Consider the following 25,259-nt stretch of genomic DNA (forward strand, 5'->3'; position numbering starts at 1 on the left):
ATGAGCGACGACCTCGATCCCGTTCTCAAAGCACTGGCCCATCCGGTCCGACGGAACATCTTGCGCTGGTTGAAGGCGCCGGCCCGCTGGTTCCCGACGCAGGAGCACCCGCTGGAAATCGGCGTCTGCGCCGGCCAGATCGAGCAGCGCTGCGGACTGTCGCAGTCGACCGTCTCGGTGCATCTGGCCACCCTGCAGCGCTCCGGCCTGGTGACCAGCCGCAAGGTCGGGCAGTGGCACTTCTTCAAGCGCGACGAAGCGGCCATAGGGGCCTTCGTGCAGCGCCTGGCCACCGAGCTGCAGCAGGGCTGACGCATCCGATCATTCCCCAAGGAGCGACACGCATGAGCACACTTTTCGACCCCATCCGGATCGGCGATCTGACGCTGTCCAACCGCATCATCATGGCGCCGCTGACCCGCTGCCGGGCCGAGCCGGGCCGCGTCCCCGGCGAACTGATGGTCGAGTACTACCGCCAGCGCGCCAGCGCCGGGCTGATCATCAGCGAAGCCACCTCGGTCACGCCGATGGGTGTCGGCTACCCGGACACGCCCGGCATCTGGTCCGCCGAACAGGTGCAGGGCTGGAAGAAGGTTACCGACGCGGTGCATGCCGCCGGCGGCAAGATCGTGCTGCAGCTCTGGCACGTCGGGCGCATCTCCGATCCGATCTACCTCGACGGCCAGCTGCCGGTCGCCCCGAGCGCGATCAAGCCGGCCGGCCACGTCAGCCTGGTTCGGCCGATGAAAGACTACGAAACGCCGCGCGCGCTGGCGATCGATGAAATTCCGGCGATCGTCGAGGCCTACCGCCGGGGCGCGGAGAACGCCAGGGAAGCCGGTTTCGACGGCGTGGAGATCCACGGCGCCAACGGCTATCTGCTTGACCAGTTCCTGCAGGACAGCACCAACAAACGCACCGATGCCTACGGTGGCTCGCTGGAAAACCGCGCCCGCCTGCTCCTTGAAGTGACCGATGCCGCCATTTCCGTCTGGGGCGCCGGGCGTGTCGGAGTACACCTTGCACCGCGTGCCGATTCGCACGACATGGGCGATTCAAACCGCACGGAAACCTTCGGCCACGTCGCCCGGGAACTGGGCAGGCGCGGCATCGCCTTCATCTGCACCCGCGAGAAGGAAGGCGAGGACAGCCTCGGGCCGCAATTGAAGCGCCTCTTCGGCGGCGTCTACATCGCCAACGAGCGCTTCACCAAGGACCAGGCCAACGCCTGGCTGGCCAGCGGCAAGGCCGACGCGGTGGCGTTCGGCATTCCCTTCATCGCCAACCCGGACCTGGTCGAGCGCCTGCGCCGCGACGCGCCGCTGAACGAGCCGCGTCCGGAGCTCTTCTACGCCAAGGGCGCGGAGGGCTATACCGATTATCCGTCGCTTTGAGCTCCTGGTGACGGAAAGGCCCGACCGGGCTACTGGTCGGGCCTTTTTTTGAATCCCGCCACGACCGTAGGGTGGAAACCGCGCAGCGTTTTCCACGCGGGTCCGGTGCGTCATATAAACGCCCCGCCCAACCCAAGGCCCCCCACGCGTGGATGAGGCTACGCCGTTATCCACCCTACGCTTCGACGAAGAGCATCGCCCCGAGGTCGGGCCTCCCACAAAAGCAGGCGCCGGCCACCGCGCCCTGTGGGAGGCGCGCCCTCGCGGCGACATCGCTAACCCGGGCCCTTGTGGGAGCGGCCTTGGCCGCGAATGGACGGTGGGGACTCGTTCGCGGTCAAGACCGCCCATAGGGCCGGGGGCGGAGCTGCACAAGCACAGGTAGGGTGGAAAACCGCGCAGCGTTTTCCACGCGGGTCCGGTGCGTCATATAAACGCCCCGGCCAACCCAAGGCCCCCCACGCGTGGATGAGGCTACGCCGTTATCCACCCTACGCTTCGACGAAGAGCATCGCCCCGAGGTCGGGCCTCCCACAAAAGCAGGCGCCGGCCACCGCGCCCTGTGGGAGGCGCGCCCTCGCGGCGACATCGCTAACCCGGGCCCTTGTGGGAGCGGCCTTGGCCGCGAATGGACGGTGGGGACTCGTTCGCGGTCAAGGCCCCACGCGTGGATGAGGCTGCGCCGTCATCCACCCTACGCCTTCAATGCCTCGGCGTGATGCCGCAGGTGATCCTCGATGAAGCTGGCGATGAAGAAGTAGCTGTGGTCGTACCCGGGCTGCATGCGCAGGACCAGCGGATGCCCCGCGGCCTGGGCCGCGGCCTCGAGCGCTTCGGGCTTGAGCTGGTTGGCCAGGAAGTCGTCGCGATCGCCCTGGTCGACCAGGATCGGCAGCCGCTCGGGCGCATCGGCGATCAGCGCGCAGGCGTCCCATTCCCGCCACTTCGAGCGGTCCTCGCCCAGGTAGCGGCTGAACGCCTTCTCGCCCCAGGGGCACTCCATGGGATGGGTGATGGGGGCGAAGGCCGACACCGACCGGTAGCGCCCGGGGTTGCGCAGCGCGCAGACCAGCGCGCCATGCCCGCCCATGGAATGCCCGGCGATGCCGCGGCGGTCGGACACCGGGAAGTTCGCCTCGATCAGCGCCGGCAGTTCCTGCACCACGTAGTCGTACATGCGGTAGTGCCGGGCCCAGGGCTCCTGGGTCGCGTTGAGGTAGAAGCCGGCGCCGAGGCCGAAATCCCAGGCGCCTTCCGGATCGTCCGGCACGCCCTCGCCGCGCGGGCTGGTGTCCGGCGCGACGATGATCAGGCCCAGCTCCGCCGCGGCGCGGAACGCACCGGCCTTCTGCATGAAGTTCTCGTCCGTGCAGGTCAGGCCCGAGAGCCAGTAGAGCACCGGCAGCCGGGCGCCCTGCTCGGCCTGCGGCGGCAGGTAGACGGCGAACACCATGTCGCAGTTGAGCGAGGTCGAGCGGTGGCGATAGCGCTTGTGCCAGCCGCCGAAGCTTTTCTGGCAGGAGATATTTTCGAGGGTCATAAAAGCTCCTGGCCGCAGGCTGCAAGCCGCAGGCTACAGGCAAAAGCGCGTTTCGCCTGCAGCCTGAAGCCTGCCGCCTGAAGCCGTCAAAAATGAATGACGGTCCGGATGCTCTTGCCTTCGTGCATCAGGTCGAACGCCTGGTTGATATCCTCCAGCCCCATGTTGTGGGTGATGAAGGTGTCCAGCGGAATGTCGCCCTTCTGCGCCTTTTCCACATAGCCCGGCAGTTCGGTGCGGCCCTTGACGCCACCGAAGGCCGAACCGCGCCAGACGCGCCCGGTGACCAGCTGGAACGGCCGGGTGCTGATTTCCTGGCCGGCCGGCGCCACGCCGATGATGGTCGACTCACCCCAGCCCTTGTGGCAGCACTCCAGCGCGGCACGCATCAACTGCACGTTGCCGACGCACTCGAAGCTGTAGTCCACGCCGCCGTCGGTCATCTCGACGATGACCTCCTGGATCGGCTTGTCGTGGTCCTTCGGATTCACGAAATCGGTCGCGCCCAGCTCCTCGGCAATGGCGAACTTCGACGGGTTGATGTCGACCGCGATGATGCGGCTGGCCTTGGCCATCTTGGCGCCGATGATGGCCGCCAGGCCGATGCCGCCGAGCCCGAAGATGGCGACGGTGGCGCCCTCCTCAACCTTGGCCGTGTTGAGCACCGCGCCGATGCCGGTGGTCACCCCGCAGCCGAGCAGGCAGACCTTCTCCAGCGGCGCCTCCTTCGGAATCTTGGCCACCGACACCTCGGGCAGCACGGTGTATTCGGAGAAGGTCGAGGTGCCCATGTAGTGGTAGACCGGCTCGCCGTTGTAGGAGAAACGGGTGGTGCCGTCCGGCATCAGGCCCTTGCCCTGGGTGGCGCGCACCGAGCTGCACAGGTTGGTCTTGCCGGACTTGCAGAATTTGCACTGGCGGCATTCGGCCGTGTACAGCGGGATCACGTGATCGCCCACCGCCACCGAGGTGACGCCCTCGCCCACCGCCTCGACGATGCCGCCGCCCTCGTGGCCGAGGATGCAGGGAAAAACCCCCTCGGAATCCTGGCCCGACAGCGTGTAGGCATCGGTGTGGCAGACGCCGGTGGCGACGATGCGCACCAGCACTTCGCCGGCCTTGGGCGGCTCGACATCCACTTCGACGACTTGCAGCGGCTGGTTGGGGCCGAAAGCGACAGCGGCGCGCGATTTGATCATGACGATGCTCCGTGGGTTGATCGAAAAAGCGAGTGTAATTCAGCGCCAGCAAGGGATAATCCACGGCTCGGTAATTCATTGTTGCTGCACAGGGATAATCATGGGCTCCGAACGTTGGGACGGGCTGGACGAATTCGTCGCCGTGGTCGAGACCGGCAGCTTTCTCGGCGCGGCCGGCCGGCTGCGGGTGTCGTCCTCGCACGTCAGTCGTCAGGTCGCACGCCTGGAGGACCGGCTGCAGGCGCAGTTGCTTTACCGCACCACCCGGCGGGTCTCGATGACCGAGGCGGGGCAGGCCTTCTACGTGCGCTGCCAGCGGCTGATCGAGGAGCGCGACCAGGCCTTCCAGGCCGTCAGCGACCTGAACAGCGCGCCCACCGGGCTGCTGCGCATGACCGCCGCGGTGGCCTACGGCGAGCGCTTCATCGTCCCGCTGGTGAACGACTTCATGGCCGCGCACCCGCAGCTGAGGGTGGAGATCGAGCTCACCAACCGCCTGCTCGACCTGGTGCACGAGGGTTTCGACCTGGCCATCCGCCTCGGCCGGCTGACCGACTCCAGCCTGGTGGCGACCCGGCTGGCGCCGCGCGCCATGCACCTGTGCGCCGCACCGGAATACCTGGCGCGCTACGGACGCCCGCATACGCTTTCGGAGCTGGCGCACCACAATTGCCTGATCGGCACCAGCGACGTCTGGACCTTCCAGCTCGATAACCGCGAGCACGGTGTCAGGCCCACCGGCAACTGGCGCTGCAACAGCGGCGAGGCGGTGCTGGACGCGACTCTGCGCGGCTTCGGCATCAGCCAGTTGCCCGACTACTACGTGCGCGAACCGTTGCGCCAAGGGCGGCTGGTGTCCCTGCTCGAGGCCAACCAGCCGCCGAATACCGCCGTCTGGGCCGTCTATCCGAGGCGCCGGCTGCTGTCGGCGAAGGTCGCCCAACTGATCGAAGCGCTCAAGCACGGGCTCGCCGCGCGCCCCGAGTATCGTCCGGACACGGCACCGCCCGATTCGCTGTAACTCCCTGAAATACCGGCGGGCGGATACGCGGAACCCTCCCCGAGTCGGCCCGTCGTAACTGCAAAGGGCGCCCTCACAGGCTGCGTGAGAACGTCGCGAGCGATGGCCAGGCAAGCACGAGAACAGCGAAAAAGCCCAGACGTGGACGAACGTTCCGATCGTCACGTGGCCGAGCCTGTTTTCGACGCGGCAGGGTCCCGCGCCGCAGCTGTCACAGCCTGTCAGCCCCTTTCGCCCCCGCGCCTTGCGCCACTCAGGAGACCCCCATGCACATCCAAGTGAACAGCAATCACAGCATTAACGTGACCCAGGGCCTGGAAGACAGCATCCGCGCCACCGTCGAGGGCGAACTCGAGCGATTCGGCGATTTCCTGACCCGGGTCGAGGTGCATATCAACGACGAGAACGCCGGCAAGGCCGGGCCGCAGGACAAGCGCTGCCAGATCGAGGCGCGGATGAAGCACCACGAGGCCCTGTCGGTGACGCACAAGGCCGAATCGCTCGACCTGGCGGTCGATGGCGCCGCCGCCAAGATGACCCATGCGCTGGAGCACACCATCGGCAAGCTCCGCCGCTGACCGGACAGCCATTCACGAGGGACCGCGCCACTGATCATTACGTCATGAGGTGTACCATGCCCGCGACTCTTACCCGCGACACGCTCAAGCAATTGCTGGCGGTTCGGCAGAAGCCCTGCCTCTCGCTCTACCAGCCGACGCACCGCAGCTTCCCCGAGCGCGAACAGGACCCGATCCGCTACAAGCAGCTGGTACGCCAGCTGGAGGATTCGCTGAGGAAACAGGGCTTTCCCGATGCGGACAAGCTGCTCGAGCCCTTCCTCGCCCTGGTCGACGACAACGACTTCTGGAACGCCAGCCGCGACGGCTTGGCGGTATTCGGCGCGCCGGGCTACTTCAAGTTCTTCCGGCTGCAGCGCAAGGTGCCGGAGCTGGCCGTGGCCAACGACCGCATGCACGTCAAGCCGCTGCTACGCATCGCCCAGTCGGCGGACCGCTACCAGATCCTGGCGCTGACCATGGATTCGGTGCGCCTGTACGAGGGTAACCGCGACGGCATCGACGAGATCCCGCTCGCCGAGGGCGTGCCCGCCACGCTCGAACAGGCCCTGGGCAGCGACCTGACGGCGAAGGACCAGAGCGGCCACCCGCAGGGCTACAGCCGCGCCAGCGAACGCGGCGACCCGATGACCGCCGAAGCTGGCGGCGAGGGACGCTCGGGCGAGATGGAGCGCGACCGCGAGCGCTATTTCCGCGAAGTCGACCGCGCCATTCTCGAGCACCACTCCAAACCCACCGGCCTGCCACTGATCCTGGCTGCGCTGCCGGAACACCAGCACGTGTTCCGCAAGCTCAGCCACAACAACTTCCTGCTCCCGGAAGGCATCGACAAGGACCACTCGCTGCTGGGCAAGGACGAACTGCGCCAGCTCAGCTGGACGGTGATGGAGCCGCGCTACCTCAAGCGCCTGGAGGGCATCATCGACCAGTACGGCGAATCCCGCGGCCAGGGCCTGGCGACCGACCGGATCGAGGAGATCGGTCAGTCGATCGTCGAAGGGCGGGTCGCGACCCTGCTGGTCGAGGCGGAACGGCGCATTCCCGGCCAGACCGATCTCAGCGAGGGCAAGGCGCTGCCGGTGAGCGAGCAGTCGGCGACCACGCCCGACCTGCTGGACGAGCTGACCGTGTGGACCTTCGAACACGGCGGCGAGGTAATTGTGGTGCCGAAGGAGCGCATGCCCACCCAGACCGGCGTCGCGGCGCTTTATCGCTTCTGACGCGCCTTTACAGCGGGCCTGCCCAGGCCCGCTGCAACCACTCCAGATCTTCCGGACGGGTCACCTTGAGGTTGTCCGTGCGGCCTTCGACCAGGCGCGGCGCGTGGCCGGCCCACTCCATTGCCGAGGCCTCGTCGGTCACCGCCAGGGCGGCGGCCAGTGCCTGCGACAGCGCGCGCTGCAGCATGCCCAGGCGGAACATCTGCGGGGTGTAGGCCTGCCAGATCCGGGCGCGGTCCAGCGTCTGCACCACCCGCCCTTCGGCGTCGGCCTGCTTGAGCGTGTCGCGACTCTGCGCGGCGAGCAGCCCACCGACCGGGTCGTGCTGCAATTCGCCCAGCAGCCGATCGAGGTCCTCGCGCGCCAGGTTGGGCCGCGCCGCGTCGTGCACCAGCACCCAGGCGTCTTCGTCCACGCCCATGCGCAGCAGCGTCTGCAGCGCTCCGAGCACCGAATCGGCACGCTCCCTGCCGCCGCGCGCACGGGTGATGCGTGGATCGCCGGCACAGGCGAGCTGCGGCCAGAACGGGTCGTCCGCCGCCAGGCTGACCACCAGCCCCTGCAGACCGGGGTGCCGGAGAAGACGTTCGAGGGTATGTTCGAGGATGCTGCGCCCGGCCACTTGCAGATATTGCTTTGGCCGGTCGGCGCGCATTCGGCTGCCGATGCCGGCGGCCGGAACCACGCACCAGAAGGGAGGTAACGGCACGTCGCTCATTCGGTCAGCTGGTAGAGGGTTTCCCCCTCCTTGACCATCCCCAGCTCGTGACGCGCGCGTTCTTCTACGGTTTCCATGCCCTGCTTGAGCTCCATGACCTCGGCTTCCATCAGCCGGTTGCGGTCCAGCAGGCGCTCGTTCTCGTTGCGCTGCTCGGCGATCTGCCGCTTCAGATCGGTGACCTGGGCGAGACTCCCCTCGCCCACCCAGAGCCGGTACTGCAGGCCGCCGAGCAGCAGGATCAGGACCGCGAACAGCCAGTAGGGACTACGCATGGCACACCTGGTACGGGCCGGCATGGAATGCGGCCGCCCTCGCAAGACGAAGGTACGCCCGGAGGCTTCGCAACAAGGGGCTGCTCGAGGACATGAAAAAACCTGATTCATCAAAAAAGGGCGGCATGCGCCGCCCTTTTATCACGCTGCCATCAGCCGCGGAACTCGGCGCGGCCGCGGTACGGGGCCTTTCCGCCGAGCTGCTCTTCGATACGCAGCAGCTGGTTGTACTTGGACACCCGGTCGGAACGGCACAGCGAGCCGGTCTTGATCTGGCCGGCGGCGGTGCCCACCGCCAGGTCGGCGATGGTGGCGTCCTCGGTCTCGCCCGAACGGTGCGAGATGACCGCGGTGTAGCCGGCCGCCTTGGCCATCTGGATGGCTTCCAGGGTCTCGGTCAGCGAACCGATCTGGTTGAATTTGATCAGGATCGAGTTGGCGATGCCCTTCTCGATGCCTTCCTCGAGGATCTTGGTGTTGGTGACGAACAGGTCGTCGCCGACCAGCTGGACCTTGGCGCCGATCTTGTCGGTCAGGCCCTTCCAGCCGCTCCAGTCGGACTCGTCCATGCCGTCTTCGATGGAGATGATCGGGTAGCGCTGGGTCAGGCCGGCCAGGTAGTCGGCGAAACCGGCGGCGTCGAACACCTTGCCCTCGCCCTCGAGATCGTACTTGCCATCCTTGTAGAACTCGCTGGAGGCGCAGTCGAGCGCCAGGGTGATGTCGGTGCCCAGCGTGTAGCCGGCCTTCTCCACCGCCTCGGCGATGGCGCCCAGCGCCTCCTCGTTGGAGGCCAGGTTCGGCGCGAAGCCGCCCTCGTCGCCCACCGCGGTGTTCAGCCCGCGCGCCTTGAGCACGGCCTTGAGGTGATGGAAGATTTCCGCGCCCATGCGCAGCGCATCGGCGAAGGTCTTGGCGCCGACCGGCTGGATCATGAATTCCTGGATGTCGACGTTGTTGTCGGCGTGCTCACCGCCGTTGATGATGTTCATCATCGGCACCGGCATGCAGTACTGGCCGGGCGTGCCGTTGAGGTTGGCGATGTGCGCGTACAGCGGCAGGTCGGCGTCCTGGGCGGCGGCCTTGGCGGCTGCCAGGGAGACGGCGAGGATGGCGTTGGCGCCCAGCTTGGCCTTGTTCTCGGTACCGTCGAGTTCGATCATCGCGCGGTCCAGGGCCTTCTGGTCGGCCGGGTCCTTGCCCAGCAGCAGGTCGCGGATCGGGCCGTTGACGTTGCCAACCGCCTTGAGAACGCCCTTGCCGAGATAACGGCTCTTGTCGCCATCGCGCAGTTCCAGCGCCTCGCGGGAACCGGTGGAAGCTCCCGACGGGGCACAGGCGCTGCCGACGATGCCGTTGTCGAGGATCACGTCCGCTTCCACGGTCGGGTTGCCGCGCGAGTCGAGAACTTCACGTCCCTTGATGTCGACGATTTTTGCCATTGTTATCAACACTCCATAAATAGCTTCAAGCAGGAAGCTTCAAGCGGTTTCGATTGGCGAAAAACTCTTGATCAGGTCGTCCAGCTGCTTGAGCTGCGTCAGGAACGGCTCCAGCTTGTTCAGCCGCAGTGCGCAGGGCCCGTCGCACTTCGCCTGCTCGGGGTCCGGATGCGCCTCGAGGAACAGGCCGGCGAGCCCCTGGCTCAAGCCGGCCTTGGCCAGGTCGGTCACCTGCGCGCGTCGGCCGCCGGCCGAATCGGCGCGCCCGCCGGGCATCTGCAGGGCATGGGTGACGTCGAAGATCACCGGGTACTGGAACTGCTTCATGATGCCGAAGCCGAGCATGTCCACCACCAGGTTGTTGTAGCCGAACGAGGAGCCGCGCTCGCAGAGGATCAGCTGGTCGTTGCCCGCCTCTTCGCACTTGGCGAGGATGTGCTTCATTTCCTGCGGGGCGAGGAACTGGGCCTTCTTGATGTTGATGACCGCGCCGGTCCTGGCCATCGCCACCACCAGGTCGGTCTGGCGCGAGAGGAAGGCCGGCAGCTGGATGACGTCGCAGACCTCGGCGACCGGCTGCGCCTGGTAGGGCTCGTGCACGTCGGTGATGACCGGCACGCCGAAGGTCTTCTTGACCTCTTCGAAGATCTTCAGCCCCTCGTCCAGGCCCGGGCCGCGGAAGGAGTTGATCGAGGAACGGTTGGCCTTGTCGAAGCTGGCCTTGAATACGTAGGGGATGCCGAGCTTGCCGGTGACCTCGACGTAGGCCTCGCAGATCTGCATGGCCAGGTCGCGCGACTCGAGCACGTTCATGCCGCCGAACAGCACGAAGGGCTTGTCGTTGGCGACCTCGATGGCCCCGACGCGGATGGTCCGGGTGCTCATGCCTTGCTCCCCTTGTACGCCAGTGCGGCGTTGACGAAGCCGCTGAACAGCGGATGGCCGTCACGCGGCGTGGAGGTGAACTCCGGATGGAACTGGCAGGCCACGAACCAAGGATGGTCCGGCGCCTCGACCACTTCGACCAGCGCGCCGTCGCCGGAGCGGCCGGTGACCTTCAGGCCGGCTTCCTGCAGCTTCGGCAGCAGGTTGTTGTTCACCTCGTAGCGGTGGCGGTGACGCTCGACGATGCGATCCTTGCCGTAGCAGTCGTACACGTGCGAGCCGGGCTCCAGTTGGCACTCCTGCGCGCCCAGGCGCATGGTCCCGCCCAGGTCGGAGCTTTCGCTGCGGGTCTCGAGGTTGCCGGTGGCATCGGCCCACTCGGTGATCAGGCCGACCACTGGATGGCCGCTCTCGCGGTCGAATTCGGTCGAGTTGGCATCGCTCCATCCCAGCACGTCACGGGCATACTCGATGACCGCTACCTGCATGCCGAGGCAGATACCGAGATAGGGAATCCTGTTCTCACGGGCGTACTTGACGGTCGCGATCTTGCCCTCGACGCCGCGCAGACCGAAGCCGCCCGGAACCAGGATGGCGTCGATGCCCTCGAGCAGCCCGGTGCCCTGGGTCTCGATGTCTTCGGAGTCGATGTAACGGAGATTCACTTTCGTACGGCTCTGGATACCGGCGTGGCTCATTGCCTCGATCAGAGATTTGTACGCGTCGAGAAGTTCCATGTATTTGCCGACCATGGCGATGGTGACTTCCTTCTCCGGGTTCAGCTTGGCATCGACCACGCGGTCCCATTCGGAGAGGTCGGCACTGCCGCACTCGAGGCCGAAACGCTCGACGACGTAGTCGTCCAGCCCCTGCGCGTGCAGCACGCCGGGAATCTTGTAGATGGTGTCGACGTCCTCGAGGGCGATGACCGCCCGCTCCTCGACGTTGGTGAACAGGGCGATCTTGCGACGCGAGGACATGTCGATCGGATGATCGGAGCGGCACACCAGCACGTCGGGCTGCAGACCGATGGAGCGCAGCTCCTTCACCGAATGCTGGGTCGGCTTGGTCTTGGTCTCGCCGGCGGTGGCGATGTAGGGCACCAGCGTCAGGTGCATCAGCATGGCGCGCTTGGCACCGACTTCGACGCGCAGCTGGCGGATCGCCTCGAGGAACGGCTGCGACTCGATGTCACCGACCGTGCCGCCGATTTCCACCAGCGCGACGTCGGCGTCACCGGCGCCCTTGATGATGCGGCGCTTGATCTCGTCGGTGATGTGCGGAATGACCTGGATGGTCGCGCCGAGGTAGTCGCCGCGGCGCTCGCGGCGCAGCACGTCCTCGTAGACCCGGCCGGTGGTGAAGTTGTTGTTCTGGGTCATGGTGGTGCGGATGAACCGCTCGTAGTGACCCAGGTCGAGATCGGTCTCGGCGCCGTCGTGGGTGACGAACACCTCGCCGTGCTGGAACGGGCTCATGGTGCCCGGATCGACGTTGATGTAGGGATCCAGCTTGAGCATCGTGACCTTCAGGCCCCGCGCCTCCAGGATGGCCGCCAAGGATGCCGAGGCGATGCCTTTCCCCAATGAAGAAACAACACCGCCCGTGACGAAGATGTAGCGCGTCATAAGAACCCTAGAAGTCTGCGTTAAGCGGCCGGCGCCGCTGGGGAAAGCGAAGGTGCCAGCGCGCGGAGGGCGGCATGGCGAAACCCTGCGGGGCTCGTGGAGCCACGCAGAAGCTTGGATAAGACGGGAGCGTAGTCTACTGGAAAGGCCCTACCAGCTCAAACTTGCGTGGCCGGCCGGCGGCGCCCAGCGCAGCAGCGGCCCATCCGCCCCCGCCGGCGCCAGGTTGGCCACCGCCAGCAGCGTCTCGCCCCGGTAGACCAGCGGCACCCGGCTGCGCAGGAACGGCGGCCAGCCCTGTTCGTTGAGCAGACGCTTGAGGTCGCGCCGGCCCCGCCCGGGAACGTGCAGGCGCTCGCCGCCCTTTCGGTAGCGCACCTCGAGACCGTCGTCGCCGAACGACGGCAAGGCTTCCAGGCGACCGTTGCCGGGCAGCTCGAGGGCCATCGACGGCACCGCCCAGCGCACCGGCAAAGGTGTCTCCAGCCAGGCGTCGGCGACCAGCCAGATACGGTCGCGCGAGCGCTGCAGCTCGGCGCCGAACAGTTTCCAGCGCGGACTGGCGTCGGGGGCCGCGTCGCGCAGGCTGTCCCAGCCGGCCCAGTGGACGCTGTCGGGCAGCCGCGTGAAGGCCGCCAGCCAGTGCCGCAGCGCATTGCGCTGGCGCGCCGGCGACAGGGAGCGCAGCGGTTCGAGCGCCAGGCTCGGCACCGGCAGCCAGGGCAGCGGCGCCTCGCCCTGCGCGGCCAGCAGGTCGGCGCGCGCCAGTTCGTCGAGCAGTCCGCCCGCTTCCGCCAGGTGCCGCGCCGCCCGCGCGATGTTCGTCGAAGCCTGCGGCCAATGCGCCTGCAGGGCCGGCATCACGACCCGGCGCAGATGATTGCGCGCCAGGGCGCAGTCGGCGTTGCTCGGGTCCTCCACCCATTCCAGCGCCTGCGCACGCGCATGGGTTTCCAGCTCGGCGCGGGTGAAGCCGAGCAGCGGACGCAGCAGGGTGCCATTGGCGAAAGCACGCTGCGCCGGCATGCCCGCCAGTCCCCGCACCCCGGCCCCGCGCAGCAGCCGAAACAGCACGGTCTCGGCCTGGTCGTCGCGGTGCTGGGCGGTCAGCAGCACCTCGCCGGGCTGCATGCCCTTGGCCAGCGCCGCATAACGGGCGGCGCGCGCCTGCGCTTCGACACTCGGCCCGGGTGCGACCCGGACCCGGGCCACTTCCAGCGGCACCGACAGCCGCTCGCACAGCCGCCGGCAGTGCTCGGCCCAGGCGTCTGCGCCAGGCTGCAGGCCGTGATGCACGTGCACCGCCGTGAGCGCCGGCAATGCCTGCGTGCGCCTCAGCTCGGCGAGCAGATGGAGAAGCACGGTGGAATCGAGCCCGCCGGAGAGCGCGAGGCGGAAGGCCGGCGCATCGAGCCAGGGGCGGAGGACGGAGAACAGGCGGGAAGACAGCGGATCGGACATGGCCCGGCCCCCGATGCAGGTGGCGCACCGGCAAGGCGATGCGCAACTTCGGCGACGAGTGCGGGGCGGCGCAACGCCGCCCCGCATGCGCCATCAGGCGACGCCGTAGCTCATCAGGCGCTCGTAGCGCTCGGCCAGCAGCGTCTCGGTGTCGCGGCCGCGCAGCTCGTCGAGCTGCAGGCGGAAGGTCTCGCGCATGGCTTCGGCCATCACCGCCGGGTTGCGGTGGGCGCCGCCCAGCGGCTCGGAAATGACCTTGTCGACGATGCCCAGGCCCTTCAGCCGCTCGGCGGTGATGCCCATGGCCTCGGCGGCATCCGGCGCCTTCTCCGCGGTCTTCCAGAGGATCGACGCGCAGCCTTCCGGGGAGATCACCGAGTAGGTCGAATACTGCAGCATGTTCAGCCGGTCGCAGACGCCGATGGCCAGCGCGCCGCCGGAGCCGCCCTCGCCCACGACGGTGGCGATGATCGGCGTCTTCAGCCGCGCCATCACGCGCAGGTTCCAGGCGATCGCCTCGCTTTGGTTGCGCTCCTCGGCGTCGATGCCCGGGTAGGCGCCGGGCGTGTCGATGAAGGTGAGGATCGGCAGCTTGAAGCGCTCGGCCATTTCCATCAGCCGGCAGGCCTTGCGGTAGCCTTCCGGACGCGGCATGCCGAAGTTGCGCCGGACCTTCTCGCGCACGTCGCGGCCCTTCTGGTGACCGATCACCATGACCGGCTCGCCCTCGAAGCGGGCCACGCCGCCGACGATCGCGTGGTCGTCGGAGAAATGGCGGTCGCCGTGCAGTTCCTCGAATTCGCTGAACAGCAGGCCGACGTAGTCGAGCGTGTAAGGACGACGCGGATGGCGGGCCAGTTGCGCGATCTGCCAGCTGCTCAGGTTGCTGAAGATGCTTTCGGTGAGCGACTCGCTCTTGTCCTGCAGGCGGGCGATCTCTTCGCCGATGTTCAGGGCGTTGTCGTTGCCCACCAGGCGCAGCTCTTCGATCTTGGCTTGCAGGTCGGCGATCGGCTGTTCGAAGTCGAGAAAATTCGGGTTCATAGGCATCCGTCATGCGTCCGCCCGTTCGGGGCCGACGACTGGTCCGTATTTTTTTGCGCCCTACCTTACGGGACGAGCGGCTTGTGGTCGAACGAAAATTGTCCAGCACCCGCCCCGATGGCGAGGCTATCGGTATTGCAGGAAGACGTTGTCGCGTCCGAACTGGTCACGCAGCGCCTGAATCAAGTTGTCCGCCGGGTCGATGCGCCAGCCTTCGCCGAATTGCAGCAAGGCGCGCGCATCGGCGCCGGTGTATTCCATGGTGATCGGGCAGGCCCCGCGATGCCGGCCGCAGACCTCGGCGAGCCAGCGCAGCCGATCGCCCTTCAGCGCCTCGCGCGCGACCCGCACGCGCAGGCTCTCGGCCAGCCCGGTGCGCGCCTCCTCCAGGCTCATCACCCGTTTGGCGCGCAGGCGCAGGCCGCCGGAGAAGTCGTCGTTGCTCACCTCGCCCTCGACCACCACCAGCGCGTCGGTCTGCAGCAGCGCCTGGGCGCTGGCGAAGGCGTCGGCGAACAGCGAGGCTTCGATGCGTCCGGAGCGGTCGTCGAGGGTGATGAAGCCCATCTTGTCGCCGCGCTTGTTCTTCATCACCCGTAGATTGACGATCAGTCCGGCGATGGTCTGGCTCTCGCGCGCCGGGCGCAGGTCGACGATGCGCTGGCGGGCGAAACGGCGTACCTCGCCTTCGTACTCGTCGATCGGGTGGCCGGTAAGGTACAGGCCGAGGGTTTCCTTCTCGCCGCGCAGGCGTTCCTTGAGCGACAGCTCCTTGGCCTTGCGGTGGTTGGCGTAGACATCGGCCTCCGGCTCGGCGAACAGGCCGCCGAACAGGTCCATGTGACCGCTGTCGAGGCTGCGCGCGGTCTGTTCGGCGGCCTGGATCGCCTCCTCCATCGCCGCCAGCAGCACCGCGCGGTTGCGGTCGATGTTCGCCTGGTAGGTCTTGGGATCGTCGGAGAAGTAGGGGCCGAGCCGGTCGAGCGCGCCGCCGCGGATCAGCGCCTCGAGCGTGCGCTTGTTGATGCGCTTGAGGTCGACCCGCGCGCAGAAGTCGAACAGGTCCTCGAAGGGCCCGCTTTCGTTGCGGCATTCGACGATCGCCTCGACCGGGCCCTCGCCGACGCCCTTGATCGCGCCGAGGCCGTAGACGATGCGGTTGTCGTTGTCGACGGTGAACTTGAATTCCGAGTTGTTCACGTCCGGCGCGACGATGCGCAACTTCATGTTGCGGCATTCCTCGATCAGCGTGACCACCTTGTCGGTGTTGTGCATGTCCGCCGACAGCACCGCGGCCATGAAGGGCGCCGGATGGTGCGCCTTGAGCCAGGCGGTCTGATACGAGACCAGGCCGTAGGCGGCCGAGTGCGACTTGTTGAAGCCGTAGCCGGCGAATTTTTCCACCAGGTCGAAGATGTTGCCCGCCAGGTCGGCATCGATGCCGTTGTTGTTGCAGCCCTCGATGAAACCGCCGCGCTGCTTGGCCATCTCCTCGGGCTTCTTCTTGCCCATGGCACGGCGCAGCATGTCGGCGCCGCCGAGGGTGTAGCCGGCCATCACCTGGGCGATCTGCATCACCTGCTCCTGGTACAGGATGATGCCGTAGGTGGGCTTGAGCACCGGCTCCAGGCCGGCGTACTGGTAGTCCGGGTGCGGGTAGGAGACTTCCGCGCGACCGTGCTTGCGGTTGATGAAGTCGTCCACCATGCCCGACTGCAGCGGGCCGGGGCGGAACAGCGCCACCAGCGCGATCATGTCTTCCAGGCAGTCCGGCTTGAGCTTCTTGATCAGCTCCTTCATGCCGCGCGATTCGAGCTGGAAGACCGCCGTGGTCTCGGCCTTCTGCAGCATGTCGTAGGTCTTCTTGTCATCCAGCGGGATGAAGTCGATGTTGACCAGTTCCTCGTCCGAGGCGCCATCGCGCTTCTGGATGCGGTGGATGGTCTCCATCGCCCACTTGATGATGGTCAGGGTGCGCAGGCCGAGGAAGTCGAACTTCACCAGGCCGGCCTGCTCGACGTCGTCCTTGTCGAACTGGGTCACCAGGCCGCCACCCTCCTCGTCGCAGGCGATCGGCGAGAAGTCGGTGAGCTTGGTCGGCGCGATCACCACGCCGCCGGCGTGCTTGCCGGTACCGCGGGTGATGCCCTCGAGCTTGAGCGACATGTCCCAGATTTCCTGGGCCTCCTCGTCGTTCTTGAGGAACTCGCGCAGCGGCTCCTCCATCTCGTAGGCCTTCTCGAGGGTCATGCCGACTTCGAAAGGGATCATCTTCGACAGCCGGTCGGCCAGGCCGTAGGACTTACCCTGCACCCGCGCCACGTCGCGCACCACGGCCTTGGCCGCCATCGAGCCGAAGGTGATGATCTGGCTCACCGCGTTGCGGCCGTACTTCTCGGCCACGTAGTCGATCACCCGGTCGCGGCCGTCCATGCAGAAGTCGACGTCGAAGTCGGGCATGGAGATCCGCTCGGGGTTGAGGAAGCGCTCGAACAGCAGGTCGTAGGCCAGCGGGTCGAGGTCGGTGATCTTCAGCACGTAGGCCACCAGCGAGCCGGCACCCGAGCCGCGCCCTGGCCCCACCGGCACGCCGTTGTTCTTCGCCCACTGGATGAAGTCGGCAACGATCAGGAAGTAGCCGGGGAAGCCCATCTGGATGATGGTGCCGAGCTCGAATTCCAGGCGGTCGACGTAGACCTGCCGCTTTGCCTCGTAGTCCGGGGTGTCCTTCGGCAACAGCACCGCCAGACGCTCCTCCAGGCCCTGGTAGGAGGCGTAGCGCAGGTAGTCGTCGATGCCCATGCCGTTGGGTGTGGGGAAGTCGGGCAGGAAGTACTTGCCCAGCTGCACCTCGATGTTGCAGCGCCTGGCGATCTCGACGGTGTTCTCCAGCGCCTCGGGCAGGTCGGAGAACAGCTCCCACATCTCTTCCGGCGTCTTGAGGTACTGCTGGTCGGAGTAGTTGCGCGGCCGCCGCGGGTCGTCCAGCGTGCGCCCCTCGCCGATGCAGACGCGCGTCTCGTGGGCCTCGAAGTCCTCCTGCCTGAGGAAGCGCACGTCGTTGGTCGCCACCAGCGGCGTCCCGCAGCGCTCGGCCAGCGCCACGGCGGCGTGCAGGTATTCCTCGTCGTTGACCCGGCTGGTGCGCTGCACCTCCAGGTAGAAGCGGCCCGGGAACACCTGGGTCCACTCGTCGAGCAGCACCTCGGCGAGCGCCGGGTCCTCGTTGAGCAGCGCCAGGCCGATCTCCCCTTCCTTGGCGCCGGACAGCGCGATCAGGCCCTCGGCGGCCTCCTTCACCCAGTCGCGCTCGATGATCACCATCTCGTTGCGCTGGCCCTCGGTCCAGCCGCGCGAGACCAGTTCGGTCAGGTTGCGATAGCCCCTGGCGTTCATCGCCAGCAGGGTCAGGCGGCTGAGCGGACCGTCTTCCTCGCGGCTGGCGAGCCAGATGTCGGCGCCGCTGATCGGCTTCACGCCGGCGCCCATGGCCGTCTTGTAGAACTTCACCAGCGAGCACATGTTGCTCTGGTCGGTGACCGCCACGGCGGGCATGCCGGCCCCTGCGACCGCCTTGATCAGCGGCTTGACGCGGACCAGCCCGTCGACCAGGGAATACTCGGTGTGCAGGCGCAGATGGACGAAGCGAGCGGACATGAACGGACCTTGAGCAGGGTTTGCGACAGGGGCGCGATTGTACCCCAATGAGGGCGGGCGGGCCGGCGATCGATCCGCAAGCGGGACGACGGCGACCGCGGTCGACAGGCGAGCTAGAGCAGCGGCGCGGCCGCGTCGGCCACGACCTCCTCCACCACCAGCGCCAGGCAGTCGCGCACCGGCGCGAAGGAGCGGCGATGGATGGGCGTCGGCCCGAGGCGCTGCAGCGCCTCGAGATGCACGGCCGTGGCGTAGCCCTTGTGTGCGGCGAACCCGTAGCCCGGGTAGCACAGGTCCAGCGCGTGCATCTCGCGGTCGCGGCTGACCTTGGCCAGGATCGAGGCGGCGGCGATCGCCGGCACCAGCGCATCGCCCTGCACCACCGGCGCGCTGGGCACCTTCAGTTGCGGGCAGCGATTGCCGTCGATCAGCGCCAGGCGCGGCGTCACGTTCAGCCCCTCGACCGCCCGCTGCATGGCCAGCATGGTCGCATGCAGGATATTCAGCCGGTCGATCTCCTCGACCTCCGCGCGGCCCAGGCACCAGGCCAGCGCCTTCTCGCAGATCTCCTCGTACAAGGCTTCGCGGCGCGCCTCGGTGAGCTTCTTCGAGTCGTTCAGCCCCTCGATCGGCCGCGTCGGATCGAGGATCACCGCCGCCGTCACCACCGGGCCGCACAGCGGCCCGCGGCCGACCTCGTCGACGCCGGCGACCAGCTCCTCGACCAGGCTGAAATCCAGGCCCATCTGCATCAGCCGCGCCCCGCCAGTTCGAGCACCGCCGCCGCGGCCTGGCTGGAGGCATCGCGGCGCAACGCGCGGTGGATCAGGTCGAAGCCCTCGGTCTGTACCTCACCGCCGTCGAGCAGCGGCGACAGCAGCTGCGCCATGGCCTCGGGGGTCGCCGCGTCCTGCAGCAGCTCCGGCACCAGCAGGCGCTCGGCGAGCAGGTTGGGCAGCGAGATCCAGGGTGACTTCACCAGCCGCTTGAGAATGCGGTAGGTCATCGGCGCCACGCTGTAGGCCACCACCATCGGCCGCTTGTACAGCAGCGCCTCCAGCGTCGCCGTGCCGGAGGCGATGAGCACCGCGTCGCAGGCGGCCAGCGCCTCGTGCGAGCGGCCGTCGAGCAGGGTCAGCGGCAGGTCGCGTCCGGCGACCATCTGCTCGAGTTGCACGCGCCTCTCCGGGCTGGCGCACGGCAGCACGAAGCGGATGCCCGGGCGCAGTGCCCGAAGGCGTTCGGCAGCGTCCAGGAACAATCCGCCCAGGCGCGCCACCTCGCCGCCACGGCTGCCCGGCAGCAGGGCGACGATCGACTCGTCCTGCGGCAGGTCGAGGCGTTCGCGCGCCGCCTGGCGATCAGCCTCGAGCGGAATGTCGTCGGCCAGCGGGTGGCCGACGAAGCGCACGTTGACGCCATGCCGGTCATAGAACTGCGCCTCGAACGGAAAGAGCGCGAGCATCAGGTCGCAGGCCTGGCGGATCTTCAGCACGCGGTTCTGCCGCCAGGCCCATACCGACGGGCTGACGTAGTGCACGGTGCTGATCCCGGCCTGGCGCAGCCGGTGTTCGAGGCCGATGTTGAAATCGGGCGCGTCGATACCGATGAAGACGTCCGGGCGCGCCGCGATCAGGGTCCGCGCCAACCGGCGGCGCCGGGCGAGCAGTTCGGGCAGACGGCCGAGCACCTCGACCAGCCCCATCACCGCGAGCCGCTCGAGTGGAAAGTAGGAGCGCAGGCCTTCGGCTTCCATGCGCGGACCGCCGACGCCGATGAACTCGACCGCGGGATGGCGCGCCTTCAACGCGCGCATCAGGCCGGCGCCGAGGATGTCCCCCGAAGCCTCTCCCGCTACCAGCGCGATCCGCAGCGGCGCGGTCGGGTCAGCGGGTGATGCCACGGGTAGACGCCTGGATGGAATCGCGGAACACGGCCACTTCGGGGAAAGCGCTGGCCGCTTCCTCGAGTTCGGCCAGCGCCGCCTCGACGGTCAGCCCCTGGCGGTACACCACCTTGTAGGCACGGCGCAGTGCCTGCATGACGTCCTGGCTGAAGCCGCGGCGCTTCATGCCCTCGAAGTTCATGCTGCGCGCCTCGGCGGGGTTGCCGAACACTGTGACGAAGGCGGGCACGTCCTTGCCGATCGCCGTGCCCATGCCGGAAAAGGCGTGGGCGCCGATATGGCAGAACTGGTGGACCAGCGTGTAGCCGGAGAGGATCGCCCAGTCGCCGACGTGCACGTGGCCGGCCAGCGCCGTGTTGTTGACCAGGATGCAATGATTGGCGATGACGCTGTCGTGGCCGATGTGGGCATAGGCCATGATCAGGTTGTGATCGCCGATGGTGGTCTCGGAACGGTCTTGGATGGTGCCGCGGTGAATGGTGACGCCCTCGCGGATGACGTTGTGATCGCCGATCACCAGGCGCGTGGGCTCGCCCTTGTACTTGCGGTCCGGGGTGTCCTCGCCGAGCGAGGAAAACTGGTAGATGCGGTTGTGCCGCCCGATCCGGGTCGGACCCTTGATCACGACGTGGGGGGCGATCTCGGTGCCTTCACCGATCTCGACGTCGGGCCCGATGATCGACCAGGGGCCAACCCGGACACCGTCCGCCAGCCTGGCGGCGGGGTCGACGATGGCACGCGGGTCGATCAGTGTCATAGCTTGCGTTCCGCACAGATGATTTCGGCCGAGCAGACCGGCTTCTCATCGACGCTGGCCTGACATTCGAATTTCCAGATACCACGCTTGACGCTAAGGAACCTGGCTTCGAGGATCAACTGGTCGCCGGGCAGGACCGGCTGGCGGAAACGCAGCTTGTCCGAGCCGACGAAATAATAGAGCGTACCGTCGGCCGGCTTCACGTCGAGCATCTTGAACCCGAGGATGCCGGCCGCCTGGGCCATGGCCTCGATGATCAGCACGCCCGGCATGATCGGATGCTGGGGAAAGTGACCATTGAAGAACGGCTCGTTGATGGTCACGTTCTTGTAGGCGCGAATGTGCTTGGCTTCCGTGTTCAGCTCCACCACCCGGTCGACCAGCAGAAAGGGGTAACGGTGGGGCAGGTATTCGCGAATCTCGTTGATATCCATCATGTTCAGGTGGGCCTGTTCAGAATAAGGGGGCCGGCCGGGCGATCGTCGCATGCAGGGAAGGCAGGAGCGCGACGACAGAGCAGCGTGCAAGGCATTCAGGCATCAGAAGCAGCATCCGCCGGCGGGGTCACGGCGGCCAGGCGTTTTTCCAGTTGTTGCAGACGACGCGCCATGTCGTCGAGGTTACGGATGCGCGCGGCGCTGCGCTTCCAGTCCGACGCGGTCTGCATCGCGGTGCCGGAGGAATAGGTACCCGGCTCGGTGATCGACCGGGTGACCATGGTCATGCCGGTCACGAACACGCGGTCGCAGATCTCGATGTGCCCGACCATGCCCACCCCTCCGGCGATCATGCAATGGCGACCGATGCGCGTGCTGCCGGAAATGCCGACACAGGCGGCCATGGCGGTGTGATCGCCGATCTGGACGTTGTGCGCGATCTGGATCTGGTTGTCCAGCTTCACGCCGTTGCCGATCACGGTGTCCGAAAGCGCGCCGCGGTCGATGGTGGTGTTGGCGCCGATCTCGACGTCGTCGCCGACCCGCACGCCGCCGATCTGGGCGATCTTCTGCCAGACGCCCTTCTGGTTGGCGAACCCGAACCCTTCCCCGCCGAGCACGGCGCCGGACTGGATGACCACCCGCTCGCCGATGATCACGTCGTGGTAGAGCGTCACGCGCGGGGCCAGCCGTCCGTTCGCGCCGATGCGGCTGCGCGCACCGATGAAGCAGTGGGCACCGAGCACCACGCCGGGGCCGATCTGCGCGTCCGCTTCGATCACCACGCCGGGGCCGACGCTGGCGGAGGCGTCGACCGTGGCGCTTTCGGCGACCACGGCGGTCGGATGGATGCCCGCCGCTGCCGGGGGACGGGTCTCGAACAGGTGCGAGGCCCTCGCGTAGGCGAGGTAGGGATCGTCCACCAGCAGGGCCGTACCGGCGTAGTGCTCGGCCTCGGCCACCGTCAGCAGCACCCCGCCGGCCTGCGTGCTCGCCAGGAACTTGCGGTACTGGGCGTTGGCCAGGAAGCTCAGCTGATCGGGGCCGGCCTCCTGCAGCGTGGCGAGGCCGGTCACGAGCGTGCCGGCCTCGCCACGCAGGGTCGCGCCGAGCCGCCCGGCCAGTTCGCCGAGCGTGAAGACTGTGTCGGCCGGCATGTCAGCGCATCTGGTTCATGCGCTCGATGACCTGGCGCGTGATGTCGAACTGGGGTTTGACGTCCACCACCGCACCGCGTTCGAGCACCAGGTCGTAGTCGCCCTTCTTGATCACCTCTTCCACCGCCTGGTCGAGCTTGGGCTTGAGCTGCTTGAGCATGTCGCGGTCGGCGGCGGCCTTGGCTTCGTTCAGTTCCTTAGACTGGAACTGGAAGTCGCGGGCCTTCTGCTTGAATTCCAGCTCGAGGCGCTCGCGCTCGGCCTGCTGCATCTTGTCGCCGTCCTTCACCAGGCGATCCTGGATGCGCTTGGCGTCGCTTTCCAGGCCCTTGAGCTTGTCGAGCTGGGGGCCGAACTTCTTCTCGGCATCGACCGCGTAGCGCTTGGCGGCGTCGGATTCGAGCAGCGCCATCTGGTAGTTCATCACCGCGACTTTCATGTCGGCAAAGGCAGGGGTCGCCACCAGCAGGCTGGCGACGAGGAACATCTGAGTCAATTTACGCACGGTTACACCACTCCTGAAAGGGATCGGGCGGGCGCCTGGCCCGCCTGGTTAGAAGGTCTGTCCGAGGGAGAACTGGAACACCTGCGGATCGGAATTGTCCGGCTTGACCACCGGCATGCCCAGGCTGAAGCTCAGCGGTCCGAGGGCGGTGATCCAGGTCACCCCGACGCCGATCGAGCTGGCCATGTCGCCGAAGTCGATGTCGCTGCAATTCTGCGCGCCGGACGGGCAGTTGCTATCGAACACATTGCCCACGTCCCAGAATATAGAGGTACGCAGCGAGCGCTGGTCCTTGACGAAGGGCATCGGGAACAGCAGCTCGAGGCCGCCCTGGATGAGGACGTTGCCGCCGAAGGGTAGCGGATCCTGGTCCGGGTCCCTTTCCGTGCCGGGGTTGTGGCCGGTACTGGGCGTACTGCGCGGGCCGAGGCTGCTGTCCTCGAAGCCACGCACCGAATTGAAGCCGCCGGCATAGTAATGCTCGTAGAACGGCAAGCGCGAGGTCGAGCCATAGGCGTCGCCGTAGCCGAGCTGCGTGTGCATGCGTAGGGTGTAGTCGCGGCTCAGGGGGATGAACAGCTGGCCGTTGTAGTCCAGCTTGTAGAACGACAGGTCGCTGCCCGGCACCGTGGTCTCCAGCACGACGCTCTGCGAGTGCCCCCGGGTCGCCAGCACGCCGCGGTTGAGGGTTGATTCGGACCAGCCCACCGAGGCCTTGAAGTTCAGGTAACTGTCGCCCTCCTGCTCGATGAAATTGAAGATTTCATCGACCGTGTAGCGGCCGGTGTCGATGGTGTCCTGCTGCACGGACAGGCCGAAGGACAGCCGCGAGGTCTCGCTGATCGGGTAGCCGATGTTGACCCCGGCGCCCATGCTGTCGACCGCGTAGCTGGAAATGTCGTAGTCCAGCTCGTCGTAGTCGGTGGTGCGGTAGAAGGCGTTGTAGCCCAGGCTGACGCCGTCCTCGGTCCAGTAGGGATCGACGAAGCCGAAGTTATAGCGGGTCTGGTACTCGCTGCGGGTCAGGCCGATGCTGACGCGGTTGCCGGTGCCGAGGAAGTTGTTCTGGCTGATCGAGCCGCCGAGGATGAGGCCAGCGTTCTGTGCGAAACCGATGCTCGCGGTGATCGAGCCGGAGGGCTGCTCCTCGACCGTGTAGTTGACGTCGACCTGGTCGTCGGTGCCGGGCACCTGGGGCGTCTCGACGTTGACTTCCTTGAAGAAGCCCAGGCGCTCGAGGCGCGTCTTCGACTGGTCGATCAGGTAGGTCGAGGCCCAGCCGCCTTCCATCTGGCGCATCTCGCGGCGCAGCACCTCGTCCTCGGTCTTGGTGTTGCCGCGGAAGTTGATGCGGTTGACGTAGGCGCGCCGGCCGGGGTCGACCACGAAGGTGAGCGAGACCGTGTGGTCCTCGTCGTTCGTCTGCGGAATGCCGTTGACGTTGGCGAAGGTGTAGCCCTCGTTGCCCAGCCGACGGGTGATCAGCTCGGAGGTGGTGGTCATCACCTTGCGCGAGAACACCTGCCCTTTCTTCACCAGCATCAGCGACTCGAGTTCCTCCTGGGGCACCTTGAGCTCGCCGCTGAGCTTGACGTCGCTGACGGTGTAGCGCTCGCCCTCGTCGATGTTGACGGTGACGTAGACGTCCTTCTTGTCGGGCGTGATGGACACCTGCGTCGAGGTGATGTCCATGTTGATGTAGCCGCGGTCGAGGTAGTACGAGCGCAGGCGCTCGAGGTCGCCGGACAGCTTCTCGCGGGCGTACTTGTCGTCGTTGCGGAAGAACGACAGCCAGTTGGTGGTCTTCAGCTCGAACAGGTCGACCAGGTCTTCGTCGGGGAAAACCGTATTGCCGACCACGTTGATGTGCTTGATCGCCGCGACCGAACCTTCGTTGATGGTGATCTTCAGCGCCACCCGGTTACGCGGCTGCGGGATCACCTCGGTCTCGATACCGGCCGAGTAGCGCCCCTGGGCGACGTACTGGCGCAGCAGCTCGTTGCGCACGCCCTCGAGGGTCGCGCGCTGGAAGATCTCGCCCTCGGCCAGGCCGGACTGCTGCAGGCCGCTGAGCAGGTCCTCGGTCTTGATGGCCTTGTTCCCTTCGATCTCGATGTTGGAGATCGACGGTCGTTCGACCACGGTGACGACCAGCACGTTGCCCTCGCGACCGAGCTGGATGTCCTGGAAAAAACCCGTCTTGAAGAGCGCGCGGGTGGCCTCGACCAGGCGCCGGTCATCGACCGAATCGCCGACGTTGAGCGGAAGCGCCCCGAACACGCTGCCCGCGGAGACCCGTTGCAGACCGTTTACCCGGATGTCGGAGATGGTGAAGGACTCAGCGTGAACTTCGGTGACAATCAATGCGGACATCACCGCAGGTAGCAGCAGACGTTTCATGAAGTCCTTTCTTATACAGACTGTACGAGCCGGCA

22 protein-coding genes are annotated in these 25,259 nt (G+C 66.9%); 5 read left to right on the plus strand and 17 right to left on the minus strand.

Translation table 11 applies throughout. The annotated features are described in order from the left end of the window. The gene (locus H610_RS0109935; protein ID WP_028239519.1) at window positions 1-312 is read left to right on the plus strand and encodes an ArsR/SmtB family transcription factor; all 312 of its coding nucleotides are present in this window, start codon (window positions 1-3) and stop codon (window positions 310-312) included. A 32-nt stretch (window positions 313-344) separates the two neighbouring features. Further along, window positions 345-1,394 carry an alkene reductase gene (locus H610_RS0109940; protein WP_028239520.1) on the plus strand — a complete coding sequence of 350 codons (1,050 nt, stop codon included), beginning with the start codon at window positions 345-347 and terminating at the stop codon, window positions 1,392-1,394. Window positions 1,395-2,088: 694 nt separating this feature from the next. Here the strand turns inward: H610_RS0109940 and fghA are convergent. Next, the gene (gene fghA / locus H610_RS0109945; RefSeq protein ID WP_028239521.1) at window positions 2,089-2,934 is read right to left on the minus strand and encodes an S-formylglutathione hydrolase; all 846 of its coding nucleotides are present in this window, start codon (window positions 2,932-2,934) and stop codon (window positions 2,089-2,091) included. An 86-nt stretch (window positions 2,935-3,020) separates the two neighbouring features. Continuing rightward, entirely contained in the window at window positions 3,021-4,133 is a 1,113-nt protein-coding gene (locus tag H610_RS0109950) for an S-(hydroxymethyl)glutathione dehydrogenase/class III alcohol dehydrogenase (protein WP_028239522.1), read from the minus strand. A gap of 100 nt (window positions 4,134-4,233) precedes the next feature. Between H610_RS0109950 and H610_RS0109955 the strand changes: the two genes are divergently transcribed. The 3 genes from H610_RS0109955 (at window position 4,234) to H610_RS0109965 (ending at window position 6,952) form a co-directional block, all read left to right on the plus strand. Further along, window positions 4,234-5,154, plus strand: coding sequence for a LysR family transcriptional regulator (locus H610_RS0109955; RefSeq protein ID WP_043238178.1), 921 nt, complete (start codon window positions 4,234-4,236; stop codon window positions 5,152-5,154). A gap of 266 nt (window positions 5,155-5,420) precedes the next feature. Continuing rightward, on the plus strand, window positions 5,421-5,732 hold the full coding sequence (locus H610_RS0109960; RefSeq protein ID WP_028239524.1) for an HPF/RaiA family ribosome-associated protein: 312 nt from the start codon (window positions 5,421-5,423) through the stop codon (window positions 5,730-5,732). A 56-nt stretch (window positions 5,733-5,788) separates the two neighbouring features. Continuing rightward, window positions 5,789-6,952 carry a baeRF3 domain-containing protein gene (locus H610_RS0109965; protein WP_028239525.1) on the plus strand — a complete coding sequence of 388 codons (1,164 nt, stop codon included), beginning with the start codon at window positions 5,789-5,791 and terminating at the stop codon, window positions 6,950-6,952. A gap of 7 nt (window positions 6,953-6,959) precedes the next feature. On the opposite strand, the gene ispD is transcribed toward H610_RS0109965, so the two are convergent. The 15 genes from ispD to bamA all read right to left on the minus strand — a co-directional run bounded on the left by ispD (window position 6,960) and on the right by bamA (window position 25,224). Further along, complete coding sequence (gene ispD / locus H610_RS0109970) at window positions 6,960-7,670, minus strand: 2-C-methyl-D-erythritol 4-phosphate cytidylyltransferase (RefSeq protein WP_028239526.1); 711 nt, start codon at window positions 7,668-7,670, stop codon at window positions 6,960-6,962. Then, complete coding sequence (gene ftsB, locus H610_RS0109975) at window positions 7,667-7,945, minus strand: cell division protein FtsB (RefSeq protein WP_028239527.1); 279 nt, start codon at window positions 7,943-7,945, stop codon at window positions 7,667-7,669. The genes ispD and ftsB overlap by 4 nt, the downstream gene beginning before the upstream one ends. Before the next feature lie 152 nt (window positions 7,946-8,097). Beyond that, a complete protein-coding gene (gene eno, locus H610_RS0109980; RefSeq protein WP_028239528.1) occupies window positions 8,098-9,387 on the minus strand; it encodes a phosphopyruvate hydratase in 1,290 nt (429 codons plus the stop codon). 39 nt (window positions 9,388-9,426) lie between these two features. Further along, window positions 9,427-10,272, minus strand: a complete 846-nt coding sequence (gene kdsA / locus H610_RS0109985) for a 3-deoxy-8-phosphooctulonate synthase (RefSeq protein WP_028239529.1) — start codon at window positions 10,270-10,272, stop codon at window positions 9,427-9,429. Further along, window positions 10,269-11,900 carry a CTP synthase gene (locus tag H610_RS0109990; protein ID WP_028239530.1) on the minus strand — a complete coding sequence of 544 codons (1,632 nt, stop codon included), beginning with the start codon at window positions 11,898-11,900 and terminating at the stop codon, window positions 10,269-10,271. The genes kdsA and H610_RS0109990 overlap by 4 nt, the downstream gene beginning before the upstream one ends. Window positions 11,901-12,050: 150 nt before the next feature. Then, entirely contained in the window at window positions 12,051-13,361 is a 1,311-nt protein-coding gene (tilS, locus tag H610_RS0109995; protein WP_028239531.1) for a tRNA lysidine(34) synthetase TilS, read from the minus strand. Between the two features lie 93 nt (window positions 13,362-13,454). Then, window positions 13,455-14,405: an acetyl-CoA carboxylase carboxyltransferase subunit alpha gene (locus tag H610_RS0110000; RefSeq protein ID WP_028239532.1), complete on the minus strand. Its 951-nt coding sequence runs from the start codon at window positions 14,403-14,405 to the stop codon at window positions 13,455-13,457. Between the two features lie 126 nt (window positions 14,406-14,531). Beyond that, entirely contained in the window at window positions 14,532-18,062 is a 3,531-nt protein-coding gene (gene dnaE, locus H610_RS0110005; RefSeq protein WP_028239533.1) for a DNA polymerase III subunit alpha, read from the minus strand. Between the two features lie 113 nt (window positions 18,063-18,175). Then, complete coding sequence (rnhB, locus tag H610_RS0110010) at window positions 18,176-18,814, minus strand: ribonuclease HII (RefSeq protein ID WP_028239534.1); 639 nt, start codon at window positions 18,812-18,814, stop codon at window positions 18,176-18,178. Further along, on the minus strand, window positions 18,814-19,965 hold the full coding sequence (gene lpxB, locus H610_RS0110015; RefSeq protein WP_043238184.1) for a lipid-A-disaccharide synthase: 1,152 nt from the start codon (window positions 19,963-19,965) through the stop codon (window positions 18,814-18,816). The genes rnhB and lpxB overlap by 1 nt, the downstream gene beginning before the upstream one ends. Continuing rightward, window positions 19,949-20,725 carry an acyl-ACP--UDP-N-acetylglucosamine O-acyltransferase gene (gene lpxA, locus H610_RS0110020; RefSeq protein ID WP_028239536.1) on the minus strand — a complete coding sequence of 259 codons (777 nt, stop codon included), beginning with the start codon at window positions 20,723-20,725 and terminating at the stop codon, window positions 19,949-19,951. Before lpxA ends, lpxB begins: the two co-directional genes overlap by 17 nt. Continuing rightward, complete coding sequence (gene fabZ / locus H610_RS0110025) at window positions 20,722-21,162, minus strand: 3-hydroxyacyl-ACP dehydratase FabZ (RefSeq protein ID WP_028239537.1); 441 nt, start codon at window positions 21,160-21,162, stop codon at window positions 20,722-20,724. The genes lpxA and fabZ overlap by 4 nt, the downstream gene beginning before the upstream one ends. 95 nt (window positions 21,163-21,257) lie before the next feature. After that, window positions 21,258-22,319 carry a UDP-3-O-(3-hydroxymyristoyl)glucosamine N-acyltransferase gene (gene lpxD / locus H610_RS0110030; RefSeq protein ID WP_028239538.1) on the minus strand — a complete coding sequence of 354 codons (1,062 nt, stop codon included), beginning with the start codon at window positions 22,317-22,319 and terminating at the stop codon, window positions 21,258-21,260. Window position 22,320: 1 nt separating this feature from the next. Further along, complete coding sequence (locus tag H610_RS0110035) at window positions 22,321-22,824, minus strand: OmpH family outer membrane protein (protein WP_028239539.1); 504 nt, start codon at window positions 22,822-22,824, stop codon at window positions 22,321-22,323. A 48-nt stretch (window positions 22,825-22,872) separates the two neighbouring features. Further along, entirely contained in the window at window positions 22,873-25,224 is a 2,352-nt protein-coding gene (gene bamA, locus H610_RS0110040) for an outer membrane protein assembly factor BamA (RefSeq protein ID WP_028239540.1), read from the minus strand. Window positions 25,225-25,259 lie beyond the last annotated feature (35 nt).

The sequence above is a fragment of the Stutzerimonas azotifigens DSM 17556 genome (genome assembly GCF_000425625.1).
GTDB lineage: Bacteria > Pseudomonadota > Gammaproteobacteria > Pseudomonadales > Pseudomonadaceae > Stutzerimonas > Stutzerimonas azotifigens.